This window comes from Streptomyces sp. NPDC020597, from assembly GCF_044335095.1.
Classification (GTDB): domain Bacteria; phylum Actinomycetota; class Actinomycetes; order Streptomycetales; family Streptomycetaceae; genus Streptomyces.
In genome coordinates this window covers 154,424-165,722 of sequence record NZ_JBIRUL010000008.1, presented here as the reverse complement: position 1 = coordinate 165,722, position 11,299 = coordinate 154,424, and the positions used below count along the sequence as shown (strand labels likewise).

Annotated in this window: 11 protein-coding genes and 1 pseudogene; 9 read left to right on the top strand and 3 right to left on the bottom strand. The window is 72.3% G+C overall.

The features are described from left to right. Positions 1 to 131 precede the first annotated feature (131 nt). The 6 genes from ACH4ZA_RS16615 (at position 132) to ACH4ZA_RS16590 (ending at position 5,730) form a co-directional block, all read left to right on the top strand. Complete coding sequence (locus ACH4ZA_RS16615) at positions 132 to 758, top strand: TetR/AcrR family transcriptional regulator (RefSeq protein ID WP_319281223.1); 627 nt, start codon at positions 132 to 134, stop codon at positions 756 to 758. 346 nt (positions 759 to 1,104) lie between these two features. Continuing rightward, positions 1,105 to 2,727, top strand: coding sequence for an ATP-binding protein (locus ACH4ZA_RS16610; protein ID WP_319281224.1), 1,623 nt, complete (start codon positions 1,105 to 1,107; stop codon positions 2,725 to 2,727). Next, positions 2,724 to 3,131 (top strand): roadblock/LC7 domain-containing protein, encoded by a 408-nt coding sequence (locus ACH4ZA_RS16605; protein ID WP_057579584.1) that lies wholly within the window; start codon positions 2,724 to 2,726, stop codon positions 3,129 to 3,131. Before ACH4ZA_RS16610 ends, ACH4ZA_RS16605 begins: the two co-directional genes overlap by 4 nt. Then, complete coding sequence (locus ACH4ZA_RS16600) at positions 3,128 to 3,550, top strand: DUF742 domain-containing protein (RefSeq protein WP_398430061.1); 423 nt, start codon at positions 3,128 to 3,130, stop codon at positions 3,548 to 3,550. Before ACH4ZA_RS16605 ends, ACH4ZA_RS16600 begins: the two co-directional genes overlap by 4 nt. Then, entirely contained in the window at positions 3,531 to 4,151 is a 621-nt protein-coding gene (locus ACH4ZA_RS16595) for an ATP/GTP-binding protein (RefSeq protein ID WP_107444888.1), read from the top strand. Before ACH4ZA_RS16600 ends, ACH4ZA_RS16595 begins: the two co-directional genes overlap by 20 nt. Before the next feature lie 58 nt (positions 4,152 to 4,209). Further along, complete coding sequence (locus ACH4ZA_RS16590; protein WP_398430059.1) at positions 4,210 to 5,730, top strand: cytochrome P450; 1,521 nt, start codon at positions 4,210 to 4,212, stop codon at positions 5,728 to 5,730. 19 nt (positions 5,731 to 5,749) lie between these two features. On the opposite strand, the gene ACH4ZA_RS16585 is transcribed toward ACH4ZA_RS16590, so the two are convergent. Beyond that, a complete protein-coding gene (locus ACH4ZA_RS16585; RefSeq protein WP_319281229.1) occupies positions 5,750 to 6,724 on the bottom strand; it encodes an RluA family pseudouridine synthase in 975 nt (324 codons plus the stop codon). 113 nt (positions 6,725 to 6,837) lie between these two features. On the opposite strand from ACH4ZA_RS16585, the gene ACH4ZA_RS16580 reads away from it, so the two are divergent. Continuing rightward, on the top strand, positions 6,838 to 7,419 hold the full coding sequence (locus tag ACH4ZA_RS16580) for a GNAT family N-acetyltransferase (RefSeq protein WP_319281231.1): 582 nt from the start codon (positions 6,838 to 6,840) through the stop codon (positions 7,417 to 7,419). Positions 7,420 to 7,502: 83 nt separating this feature from the next. Here the strand turns inward: ACH4ZA_RS16580 and ACH4ZA_RS16575 are convergent, their stop codons facing one another. Continuing rightward, positions 7,503 to 9,074, bottom strand: coding sequence for an amino acid permease (locus ACH4ZA_RS16575; RefSeq protein ID WP_319281232.1), 1,572 nt, complete (start codon positions 9,072 to 9,074; stop codon positions 7,503 to 7,505). A gap of 271 nt (positions 9,075 to 9,345) precedes the next feature. On the opposite strand from ACH4ZA_RS16575, the pseudogene ACH4ZA_RS16570 reads away from it, so the two are divergent. Together ACH4ZA_RS16570 and ACH4ZA_RS16565 are read left to right on the top strand one after the other, a co-directional pair. Next, positions 9,346 to 9,588, top strand: a pseudogene (locus ACH4ZA_RS16570) (PadR family transcriptional regulator); the annotation flags it as partial. Positions 9,589 to 9,698: 110 nt separating this feature from the next. Further along, entirely contained in the window at positions 9,699 to 10,316 is a 618-nt protein-coding gene (locus ACH4ZA_RS16565) for an ABC transporter permease (protein ID WP_398430057.1), read from the top strand. Positions 10,317 to 10,443: 127 nt separating this feature from the next. On the opposite strand, the gene ACH4ZA_RS16560 is transcribed toward ACH4ZA_RS16565, so the two are convergent. After that, on the bottom strand, positions 10,444 to 11,289 hold the full coding sequence (locus tag ACH4ZA_RS16560) for a siderophore-interacting protein (protein WP_398430055.1): 846 nt from the start codon (positions 11,287 to 11,289) through the stop codon (positions 10,444 to 10,446). Positions 11,290 to 11,299 lie beyond the last annotated feature (10 nt).

Here is an 11,299-nt window from a genome sequence, read left to right as displayed (position 1 = left end):
CTGTCGCCCGACAGAAATTAGGTCCGGGGCGGGTCGCCGCCGTTGCCCTCCGGTTGCGGGCCGGTTACCGACTCCTCACCGGGCGCCCGGTCGAAGATCGCCGGAGCGGGGCGTGTGCGAGGATCGAACGCATGGGGACGGACAGCGGGCGTCGAGTGGGCCGACCACGCGCCGCGCAGCGCCCGGACAGCGGGCTCGCGCCGCGCGCCGAACTGCTCGTGGCGGCCGCGGAGTTGTTCACCACGCGCGGTTACGCCGCCACCACGACCCGGGCCGTCGCCGAGCGCGCGGGCATGCGCCAGGCCTCCATGTACCACTACGTCTCCGGCAAGGAGGAGCTGCTCGCGGACCTGCTGGAGTCGACGGTCGCGCCGTCGCTGACCTGCGCCCGCGAGCTGCTCGCCGACGCCGCACGGCCGGCCGAGGAGCGGCTGTGGGAGCTGTGCCGCACCGACGTGGAGCTGCTGTGCGGCGGTCCTCACAACCTCGGCGGTCTCTATCTGCTTCCCGAGGTGCGCGCCGAGCGGTTCGCCGGCTTCCACGCCGTGCGCGCCGAACTCAAGGACGCCTATCGCCGGCTGATCGCCGCGACGAAGGCGGGTGACGCGCTCGGCGCGGACGAGCTCGACGTGCGCACCGACCTCGTCTTCGGGCTCATCGAGGGCGTCATCCTCGTGCGCCGGTCGGGTCCGCAGGACTCGGCCTCACGTTTCGCCCGCGCCACCGCGGACGCCGCCCTGCGCATCGTGCGGGACTGACGAATGCCGTGCGGCGCCGTGCGGGGCTGACGAAATCCGTGCGCGGCTGACGCGAGGGCGACCGGGCCCCGCCCGGCGCCGCTCGAAGGCTGGTGCCGCCATCCGTCCCGGTGAACTGTTTCGCACGCCCGTACGCGGCTACTCCACGTGTTCGCACGATTGCGGGGCGTGCAAATGGGCTGAGGTTACTCCACGTACGGGAGCGGTTTCAGGCGGTTGCCGAATATGACACGGCGATGATCCGGTCGGACTAAGCTCGCCCGCGGCGCACCGAGTTGAGACGAATTCGTGCGCTTGTTCCCCGATATCCCGAAGATGACGACAGATCCCTACAGAGGGTGCCCACATGGTGAGTGTTCAGTCCCCACCCGGTCGCCGAGAACTGCCCCTTGCGCGCGTGCTGTTGCTGCCCGCGATACTGATGGCCGCGGCGACCGGCGCCGCCGTCGCCCTGGTGGCGGCGCAGGCCCGGTTCGCCGTCGGCGTCTGCGGAGGCCTCGCCACCCTTCTGGTGATCGCGGCGGGAGCCGAGTCGGTCCGTCGCGGCCGGCGACTGCGGGAACTGCGCGCGGAGCGGGACCAGCGCCTGGCGTATCTGGAACGACGGGTCGCCGACCACGCCGAGGAGAACCGCCGCCTCGCCCAGGAACACGTGCCGAGCGCCGTTCAGTGGCTGCGCGCCGGAAATTCCCCCAGGGAGGTGATGCGCGACCTCAGCGAGAGTGATCCTTCGTTCCGTGAACTCGACGACGCGCAGCGCGCCGTGGTCCGCAGGATCCTCGACATCGTCGACCACGAGGAGTCCCTGCGCGACTCCGCCCAGCGCTCCTTCGTCAGCGTCGCCCGCCGGGTGCAGGCCATCGTCCACCAACAGGCCGCGGAACTGCGGGAGATGGAGGAGGACCACGGCCGCAACCCCGAGGTCTTCGACGACCTGCTGCGCATCGACCACGGCACCGCGCTGATCGGTCGCCTCGCCGACTCCATCGGCGTCCTCGGCGGCGGCCGGCCCGGCCGCAACTGGCCCCAGCCGGTCCCGCTGTACAGCGTGCTGCGCGGCGCCATGTCCCGCATCCTCGAGTACCGCCGCATCCAGCTGGACTCCATCGCCAAGGTCAACATCCGCGGGCTCTCCGTCGAACCGCTCATCCACGCGCTCGCCGAACTCCTCGACAACGCCACCCGCTACTCGCCCCCGCAGAGCAAGGTCCACGTCAACGCGGTCGAGGTGCAGACCGGCATCGCCATCGAGATCGAGGACGCCGGCGTCAGCCTCAGCGAAGAGGCCCGCGCCAAGGCCGAACGCATGCTGGAGCAGGCCAAGGCGGGCGTCGACATCCAGGACGTCGGCGGCACCCCGCGCCTGGGCCTCGCGGTCGTCGGCCGTCTGTGCACCTCGTTCAACCTCCAGGTCTCACTGCGCACCTCGGCCTACGGCGGCGTCCGGGCCGTCCTCATCGTGCCGAGCGAGATGCAGACCTCCGATCCGGCCCCCGGCTTCGCGCACGGCATCGGCGCCACCGCCGTACCGCAGATCGACCTGAGCACCATCGGCGAGGGCCCCAAGCGCCCGCCCAAGAAGCGCCGCCCCACCAACGCGCGCATCCCGGCCGGAGTGTCCCTGACCGACGACGTGCCCGAGGTCACCGAGTGGACCGAGCAGGGCCTGCCCCAGCGCCGCAGCAAGACGACGATCTCGATCACCCAGCGCTACCGGGAGGCGTACGCCGCCCAGGACGCCGCCCGCGAGGGCAAGCCCGACCCGTTCGCACGGCCCGAGCCGGAGCCGCAGCCCGCGCAGGAGAAGCGCGAGCCCGGACTGGCCTTCGAGGCCTTCTGGGAGGGCCTGAAGAAAGTCGCTCCGCCCGGGGTGCACCCCACGGACTTCACCCGCAATCCCACCGCCTACCTGCACCTGCTCGAAGACAAGGCCAAGACCGAGGCCGACGATGAAGGGGACCCCACGTGATCCAGCAGCGCCAAAACTTCGACTGGCTGCTCAAGGAGCTCTACGACGGCGTTCCGGGCATCGAGATGATCGTGGTGCTGTCGGCCGACGGACTGCGCATCGCCCGTTACGCCGGCGACCCCGACGCCGCCGACCGGGTCGCTGCGGCCTGCGCCGGCCTGCAGAGCCTGGCCACCGCCGTCGGACAGGAGATCCACTCCAGCAACGGCGAGATGGACATGGTCGTCATCGACCTGAGCGGCGGCTACTTCTACATGATGTCGGCCGGCGCCAACGCCTACCTCGCGGTCCTCGCCGACGTGCGCTGCGAGGCGGGCCGGATGAGCGGCATGATGCGCGACCTGGTCGTCCGCATCGGCGCCCACCTGACCAGTCCTCCCCGGCGCAACGGGCAGAACGTATGACCCCTCCGCAACGCCGGCGGCGACAACCCCTGCCCGCACCTCTTCCGCCGCCCCCGCCGCCCCCGCAGGCCGCGGAGCCCCCGCAGGAGGGGGAAGGCAAGAACCCCGAACGGCTGTACATCATCACGGGAGCCGACGGGGAGCGGGCGCCCCTCGACCTCGTCACGCTGATCGTGGCGTGCGCCGAGACGCCTTCGTCGGCCCCGCCGGAACAGACCGCGGTGCTGCGGATGTGCCGCGCCCCGCTCTCGGTGGCCGAGGTGTCGGCCTATCTGGGCCTGCCGTTCAGCGTGGTGACGGTGCTGCTCACCGAGATGCTGGCGGCCGAGCTCGTCCAGGCACGCGCCCCCATCGTCCGGCAGCAGCTCCCGGACCGTTCCCTTCTCGAAGCGGTGATGCATGGACTTCAACGGCTCTGACACGCTCCCCGGCCCACGGGCCGAGGACCATCTGCCGCACACCACCACCGCCGCGGCGAAGATCGTCATCGTGGGCGGCTTCGGCGTCGGCAAGACCACCATGGTCGGTTCGGTCAGCGAGATCAGACCGCTGACCACCGAGGAGACGATGACCCAGGCGGGCATCGGCATCGACGACGACTACGGCTCCGAGACCAAGACCGCCACCACCGTGGCCATGGACTTCGGCCGCATCCGCATCACCGACCAGGTCGTGCTCTACCTCTTCGGCACCCCCGGCCAGGAGCGTTTCTGGTTCTTGTGGAACGGCCTCTTCGAAGGGGCGCTGGGCGCGGTCGTCCTGGTCGACACCCGCCGCCTCGAGGTCAGCTTCGAGGTGATGGGCCGGCTCGAGGAGGGCGGCGTGCCCTTCGTCGTCGCCGTCAACACCTTCCCCGACGGGCCCCGCTACCCCCTCGACGACCTGAGGGCCGCGCTCGACCTGCCGCCCGAGATCCCGATCGTGGAGTGCGACGTCCGGCGGCGCGCCTCCAGCCGCGACGTCCTGATGACCCTCATGCGCTTCCTGCACTCCCTGGCGCTCAGCCGCAGCCTCACCTGACCCGCACGGCACCCCATCCACCGACACCGGATTCAGCACAGTTTCGGAGCGACCCCCTGTGACTCCCGAACACCCCACCCCCACCGGCGCCCCCACCGGCCCGTCCGACCTGGCCCTCGACCCGCCGACCGGCTGTCCCGCGCACGTGCGCGGCCCCGGCGGACTGGCCCGTCTCTACGGCCCCGGAGCGGAGGACCTGAACGAACTGTACGAGCGACTGCGCGAGGAACACGGCCCCGTGGCGCCCGTCCTGATCCACGACGACCTGCCGATGTGGATGGTCCTCGGCCACGCCGAGAACCTGCGCATGACGCGCACGCCCTCGCAGTTCACCAAGGACAGCCGCACCTGGTCGCAGCTGGGCGACGGCAGGGTCCGGCCCGACCACCCGCTGATGCCGCACATCGCCTGGCAGCCCATCTGCGCCCACGCCGAGGGCGACGAGCACAAGCGGCTGCGGGGCGCCGTCACCGCGGCCCTCGCCACCATCGATGACCGCAGCGTGCGCCGCCACATCAACCGCTCCAGCCAGCGCCTGGTCAACCGCTTCTGCGAGAAGGGCGGTGCGGACCTGGTCGGCGACTTCGCCGAGCACCTCCCGATGGCCGTGATGTGCCATGTCCTCGGTATGCCCGACGAGTACAACGACACGATGGTGCACGCCGCCCGGGACGCCCTCAAGGGCACGGAGACCGCGGTCGCGAGCCACGAGTACGTCGTCGGGGCGCTCGCCCGGCTCACCGCCCGTCGCCGCGCCGAGCCCGAGGACGACTTCACCAGTCACCTCGTCGGCCACCCCGCCGGACTCACCGACGACGAGATCAGGGAGCATCTGCGCCTGGTCCTCTTCGCCGCCTACGAGGCCACCGTCAACCTGCTGTCCAACGTGCTGCGCATGGTCCTCACCGACCCGCGTTTCCTCGCCCAGCTCAACGGCGGCCAGATGACGGTGGCGGAGGCGGTCGAGCAATCACTGTGGGACGAGCCCCCGTTCAGCACGATCTTCGGCTACTTCGCCAAACAGGACACGGAGCTGGGCGGTCAGCGCATCCGCCGCGGCGACGGCCTCTTCTTCGCGCCGGCGCCCGGCAACGTGGACCCCCGGGTACGCCCCGACCTGTCCGCCCACATGCAGGGCAACCGCTCCCACCTCGCCTTCGGCAGCGGCCCGCACGAGTGCCCCGGTCAGGACATCGGCCGCGCCATCGCCGACGTCGGCGTCGACGCGCTGCTGATGCGGCTGCCGGACATCCAGCTCGACTGCGACGAGGACGAGTTGCGCTGGACGACGTCCATCGCCTCACGGCACCTGGTGGAACTGCCGGTCCGGTTCGAGCCGAAGCCCCAGCAGGACGTCAAGCACAAGCCGAGCCACGCCCCCGTCCCGCCGCAGCGCACCATGCGTCCGGTGAGCACCCCGCCGCAGGCCGCGCCCGCGCCGGACCCCGTCGCAGAACCGGCCGCCGCGCCACGCCCCGCACCGCCGGCGCCGCCGGTCACGGCCGCCGCACAGCCGGCCGCGTCGGCCCACAGGCCGAACGCCTGGCGCCGCTTCCTGGCCTGGTGGCGCGGCTGCTGAGCCGGTCTCCCGGCACCGCTCACCGAGCGGCACCCGGCTGTGCGGCGGCGGCCCAGCGGTCGTACGACGCCCAGGCCTGCAGCACACGACCGCTGCGCAGCCGGTGCTCCCTCCCCGTGACCGGATCGGTGAACTCCAGTTCCCGCGCGAGCAGTTGCAGCGGACGCCGGAAGTCGCCGGCCGGCACGGGGGCGGCCACCTCGGGGTAGAGCGGATCCCCGAGGACGGGCACGCCGAGGGAGTTCAGATGGACGCGCAGCTGGTGCGTCTGTCCGGTCGCGGGCAGCAGCCGGTAGCGGCCGAGCCCCCGTGCGGCGCTGTGCTCGAGCAGTTCGACGCGGCTCTCCGCGTTCGGCTCTCCCGCCACCTCGTAGGCGGCCAGGACCCCGCGCTCCTTGACGATCCGGCTGCGCACCGTCCGGGGCAGGACCAGGGCGGGGTCGTACGGCGCGACGGCCTCGTACACCTTGCGCACCCGGCGCTCACGGAACAGCCCCTGGTAGGCGCCGCGCTCCTGCGGCCGCACCGTGAACAGCACCAGCCCGGCCGTGAGCCGGTCCAGGCGGTGCGCGGCGCCGAGCGCGGGGAGGTCCAGCTCGCGCCGCAGCCGGGCCAGCGCCGTTTCCGTGACATGGCTGCCGCGCGGGGTGGTGGCCAGGAAGTGCGGCTTGTCGGCGACGACGATGTGCTCGTCGCGGTACACGATCTCCAGCGGGAAGGGCACGGGCGTCTCGGGCGGCAGCTCGCGGTGGAACCACACGAACATGCCCGGCACGTACGGCGCGTCGGGCGCGACCGGCGTCCCGTCGGCGCCGACGACCAGGCCGGCCGCGAGCATCCCGTCCACGATCGGTGCGCGCGCCTCGCCGAGCCGTTCCACCAGGTGATCCCGGACGGTGGCCCAGTCGCCCTCGCCGGGCAGCCGCACCCGCACCGGGTCGATGCCGTCGCGCTGAGGCAGGGGTGAGGGCGGGGGAGGGGTGCGGCGTCTCATCGGGGTCCAGCGTACGGCGAGGGGGCGCGGTGGCAGGCCCCACGAGGGCCCGGGCCCGTGCGTGGCGGGGAAATCCGGTTGACGGTCCGCGACTTCTTGGCAGGATGCCGATCATGCCCTACACCGCCGACCCCGTCCTGCCCGCCGGCACCCTCTCGGGCGCTCCGCAGCCCGAGCTCCGCACCGGCGACGGCCTGCTGCTGCGCCCCTGGCGGGCCGAAGACGTGCCGGCCGTCCACGCCGCCTTCCAGGACCCGGCGATGCACCAGTGGCACATCCGGGCCGCCGACTCCGAGGAGGAGGTGGCGGGCTGGATCGAGGAGTGGCGGACGTGCTGGCGGGAGGAGAGCAGCGCCCAGTGGGCCGTCGTCGACGCGCACACCGACGACCTGCTGGGCCGGGTGGCGCTGCGCGGCGTCCAGCTGGCCGAGGGCGTGGCCGAGGTCGCCTACTGGACGACCAGGGCGGCCCGCGGCCGGGGTGTCGCGCCGCGCGCCACGACTGCCCTCACCCGGTGGGCCTTCGACGAGATCGGCTTCCACCGCCTGGAGCTGATGCACGCCACCGCCAACGAGGCCTCCTGCCGGGTCGCCGGCAAGGCGGGCTTCGCCCTGGAGGGCGTCAGGCGCAGTGCGGCACTCCATCAGGACGGCTGGCACGACATGCACCTGCACGCGCGCGTGCAGGGCGACTGACCTCGGCCGCCCTGCACGCACGCGTGCAGGCTCTGTTCGTGTCCTCGGTCCGGACGTCTCCTCGGTCCGGACGTGGCCTCGGTCTAGACGTCCCCCCGGACCGCCTCCGTCTCCGGGAGCGCGGTCGCCGGGGCGGTCGTGCGGCCGCGGTACGCGCGGAAGGCGACGCCCGCCGCGACCGTCGCGGTCAGGAACAGCACGGTGAACCACTGGAAGTACCAGTGGCCGCCCGCCGGGTCGTACACCGCGGCGCGCGGCCAGGCAAGGTTGACCGTCATGAGCAGGCCGTACAGGAGCGCGAGGGCGTTCACCGGGACGCCCCAGCGGCCCAGGGAGAACAGCGGGGCGCCCGTCTCGTCCGTGCCCGCCGAGGAGAATCCGCCGCGCAGCCTGCGGACCAGCAGCGGGCCGGTGACCATCGCGTACGCCAGGTACAGCATCACGATGCAGGTGGTGCCGATGGCCAGGAAGGCGTCCGGGGAAGCGAAGTTGAGCAGCAACAGGGCCGCTGCGAGGACGCCGACGACCAGCGCGGGGGCGCCCGGCATGCCGGTGCGGGGGTTCACGCGTGCGAGGCGGGCGGAGAGGGGGAGTTGGCCGTCGCGGGCCATGGAGAACAGCATGCGGCAGGCCGCGGTCTGGATGGCGAGGGTTGCCACCGCGATGGCCACCACCACGTCGGCGAGCAGCACCTTGCCGACGCCGTCGCCGAGGCTGCTGGTGAGGACGTAGCTGAGCCCGTCGACGCCGAGGCGGCCGTCGTCGAGGCTGGGCGCGGCCAGCAGTCCGCCGAGCACGATCAGCCCGCCGAGCAGTCCCGCCGCGCCGAGCGCGGTGAGGATCGTGCGGGGCGCGGTGCGCCGGGGGCAGTGGGTCTCCTCGCTCATCTCGCCCGCGCTGTCGAAGCCGATCATCACGTAGGCGGCCGTGAACGAGCCCACCGCGAGCGCCCCGAACAGCCCGGACTGGGCCGCGCCCGTCGTGTGGAAGGTGATGCCGGGGCTCCGCTCGGAGTGGGTCAGCAGCAGGACGACGATGAGGACCGCGCCGATGATTTCGGCGGTCACGCCGACCCGGTTGACCAGGGACATCACCCGGTTGTCCAGGACGTTGACGAGTGTGGTCAGCACCAGCAGGACCACGCCGAGCAGGGCGGCGTTGGCCGCCCCGTCGGGTGAGGTGGGCGCAGGGTCGTCGCCGATCAGCTGGAATCCCGACCAGATCGCCGGCAGCACCATCTGCAGCGCGAGAGCCGCCGCCGCGACCACCACGATCTGGCCGATCACCATGATCCAGCCCGCGAACCAGCCGAACGACGGCGTCGACAGCCGCGACGACCACTGGTAGATCGCGCCGGAGATCGGGTAGCGCGCCGCCAGTTCCGCGAAGCAGGCGGCGACCAGCAGCTGTCCGACCAGCACGACCGGCCAGGTCCAGAAGAAGACCGGGCCGCCGAAGGCGTACCCGAAGGCGAAGAACTGGAAGACGGTCGTCAGGACGGAGATGAAGGAGAACCCGGCGGCGAACGAGGCGTACCGGCCCAGGCTGCGATGCAGTTCCTGGCGGTAGCCGAACTCGGCGAGCGAGCCGTCGCCCGCGCCGGGGTCGTGCGGCGGGTCGGGACGTACGTCGGGGGAAGTCGTGGTCGTCGTCACGGCGGAACCTGCCTTGGGCCCAGGGAACGGAATTCCTGTCGGGCGACAGAAATTAGGGACGAGCTGTTTCGTGCGCGTCACGCGGGCGTGTCCGGAGCGGGCCCAAGTCCTCACGTCGCTCCGGCGTCATCCGATCGCGTTATATCGCGTTCCTGTTCCCGCCTGACTCGCGATGCATTCGGTAACGGATATGCGTGGCCGGGGAGAGTGAGGTGATCGCCGTGGCGGGCAAGCGCGCCGCAAGCTCGGCAACCCGTCGGCGCTCTCCGGGCTGACGACGCTGCTGCAGAATCCGGTGCACCCCTACGAGATCGCCCGGACCCTGCGCAGTCAGGGCAAGGACACCCGCACGAAGACCGACTACGGCTCGCTGTACACCTTCGTGCAGAACCTCGGGAAGCACGGTCTCGTCGAGGTGGCCGGCGTCGAGCGCCAGGGCAACCGTCCCGAGCGCACGGTCTACGGGCTCACCGGGGCCGGGCGGGAGGAGATGGCCGAGCGGCCGTCCGACCTGGCCCCGTCCGCCCGTCCCTCGACGACGTCTACGTGCGCTACGCGGGCCGCCGTTACGCCGAGGCGGACACCGGCGGCGCAGCCGACCCGCTTGTCCTCGCGGGGGGTCCGATGAGCACGGCGATCCTGCGGACCTGGTGGATGACGCAACGTCAGCTGATGGTGTTCGCCCGTCAGCCCGCCTACGCCGTGATCACGCTGATCCAGCCGGTGAGCTGGCTGTTCCTCTTCGGCGGCCTCTTCGGGAACGTCGTCGAGCTGGGCGGTTTCGGCACCGGCTCCTATCTGGACTACCTGGTGCCGGGCGTCGTCGTGACGAGTGCGCTCGCCTCCAACCTGTGGGCGGGCATGGGCACGTTGGGGGGGGTGGGTGTCGCCGTCCTGGTCGCCGCCTCGGTGCTGCCGGGCACCGTCTTCGGGGCGCTGTCCAACGCGCTGGGCATGCTGGTGCGGGAGCGGGAGTCGATCATCGGCGTCGACACGTTCCTGCTGCTGCCGCTGACCTTCCTCTCCAGCGCGTTCATGGCGCCGGACGGGATGCCCGGCTGGATCCGGCACGCGGCCCGCTTCAATCCGCCGGACTGGGCGATGGTCGCGGGCCGTTCGGCCCTGTCCGCCGATCCCGACCGGGACGCGGTGCTCGTCCGCGGCGGGGGGCTGCTCGCGCTCGCGGTGGCGGCCGTGTGGCTGTCGATCCGGACGATCAGGACGTACCGGCGGTCGGTCTAGGGCGAGCGGGCGTCGGGCGGCCGCACGAGCCGGCCCGCGACGGCCGCGGCGCCGAGTGGTTCGGGCGGCCCGCTCCACGGGGCGGGCCGTGTCCGACGGCTCGGTGCGCCGGGGCCCCTCGTGCCGGTCACGCGGCCGGGTTCGCGCCCTCCTGCTCCGCCTCCACGCGCGCGTTCCACTCCCGCTTCGCGGCCTGCCAGCCGTCCTCGTTGTGACCGAGCCGCCAGTAGCCCGAGATCGACAGGTCCTCACGGGGGATCTGCAGTTCGACGCGCAGCAGCCTGCGCAGCTCCTTCACGCCGGCCGCCTCGCCGTGCACGAACGCGTGCGGGCGGCCCGCGGGGAACTCGAGGGCCCGCACGGCCTCGACCAGCTTCTCGCCGACCGGCCGCCCGTCGCGGTGCAGCCAGACGACCTCGACGTCGGAGTCGATCTTCTGCTCCTCCTCGGGGCCGCTCACCTCGATGAAGGCGTGGGCGACTGCGCCGGCGGGCAACGCCTCCAGGGCGGCCGCGATGGCGGGCAGGGCGCTCTCGTCGCCGGCCAGCAGATGCCAGTCGGCGGAGGGGTCCGGGGCGTACGCGCCGCCGGGGCCCATGAAGCGGACGGTCTCGCCCGGCTGGACGCGCGCGGCCCACGGCCCGGCCAGTCCCTCGTCGCCGTGGATGACGAAGTCGAGGGTCAGCTCCCGGTGTTCGGCGTCCCAGTGGCGCACGGTGTACGTCCGGGTCACGGGCCACTGGTCGCGGGGGAACTCGGCCCGCACGCGCTCCAGGTCGAAGGGCTCCGGGTAGTCGACGCCCTCGGGACCGAAGAGGAGTTTGACGTAGTGGTCGGTGCAGGAGCCCGTGGCGAACTCGGCGAGCCCCTCGCCGCCGAACACGACGCGCTGCATGTGCGGGGTGAGCCGTTCGGTGCGGACGACCTGCGCGGAGTGGGTCTTCCGTGGCTTCCGTGCCGGACGTTCTGCCATGACGGCCTCC

What these genes read in the sequence shown, in the direction of transcription:
- ACH4ZA_RS16600 (WP_398430061.1), top strand. Translation starts at nt 3,128, where the DNA reads ATGACCCCTCCGCAACGCCGGCGGCGACAACCCCTGCCCGCACCTCTT.
- ACH4ZA_RS16595 (WP_107444888.1), top strand. Translation starts at nt 3,531, where the DNA reads ATGGACTTCAACGGCTCTGACACGCTCCCCGGCCCACGGGCCGAGGAC.
- ACH4ZA_RS16560 (WP_398430055.1), bottom strand. Translation starts at nt 11,289, where the DNA reads ATGGCAGAACGTCCGGCACGGAAGCCACGGAAGACCCACTCCGCGCAG.
- ACH4ZA_RS16585 (WP_319281229.1), bottom strand. Translation starts at nt 6,724, where the DNA reads ATGAGACGCCGCACCCCTCCCCCGCCCTCACCCCTGCCTCAGCGCGAC.
- ACH4ZA_RS16580 (WP_319281231.1), top strand. Translation starts at nt 6,838, where the DNA reads ATGCCCTACACCGCCGACCCCGTCCTGCCCGCCGGCACCCTCTCGGGC.
- ACH4ZA_RS16615 (WP_319281223.1), top strand. Translation starts at nt 132, where the DNA reads ATGGGGACGGACAGCGGGCGTCGAGTGGGCCGACCACGCGCCGCGCAG.
- ACH4ZA_RS16610 (WP_319281224.1), top strand. Translation starts at nt 1,105, where the DNA reads ATGGTGAGTGTTCAGTCCCCACCCGGTCGCCGAGAACTGCCCCTTGCG.
- ACH4ZA_RS16565 (WP_398430057.1), top strand. Translation starts at nt 9,699, where the DNA reads ATGAGCACGGCGATCCTGCGGACCTGGTGGATGACGCAACGTCAGCTG.